The sequence below is a fragment of the Exiguobacterium sp. HSB13 genome, from assembly GCF_056764755.1.
This window is the reverse complement of sequence record NZ_JBUZOM010000054.1, coordinates 1-255: the sequence shown is the minus strand read 5'-3', so window position 1 is coordinate 255 and position 255 is coordinate 1. Positions and strand designations below refer to the sequence as shown.

At 52.5% G+C, this 255-nt stretch carries 1 rRNA gene; it reads right to left on the bottom strand.

From position 1 onward, the window contains the following. Positions 1-255: ribosomal RNA gene (locus ACZGCQ_RS17025) — 23S ribosomal RNA — on the bottom strand; the annotation flags it as partial.

The window sequence follows — 255 nt, the reverse complement described above, 5'->3', positions numbered from 1 at the left end:
CGTTTCGCTCGCCGCTACTCAGGGAATCGCATTTGCTTTCTCTTCCTCCGGGTACTTAGATGTTTCAGTTCCCCGGGTCTGCCTCACGCTACACTATGTATTCATGTAACATGTCCCATCCCATTACGGATGGTGGGTTCCCCCATTCGGAAATCTTCGGATCAAAGCATACTTACTGCTCCCCGAAGCATATCGCTGTTCGTCGCGTCCTTCATCGGCTCCTAGTGCCAAGGCATCCACCGTACGCCCTTCATA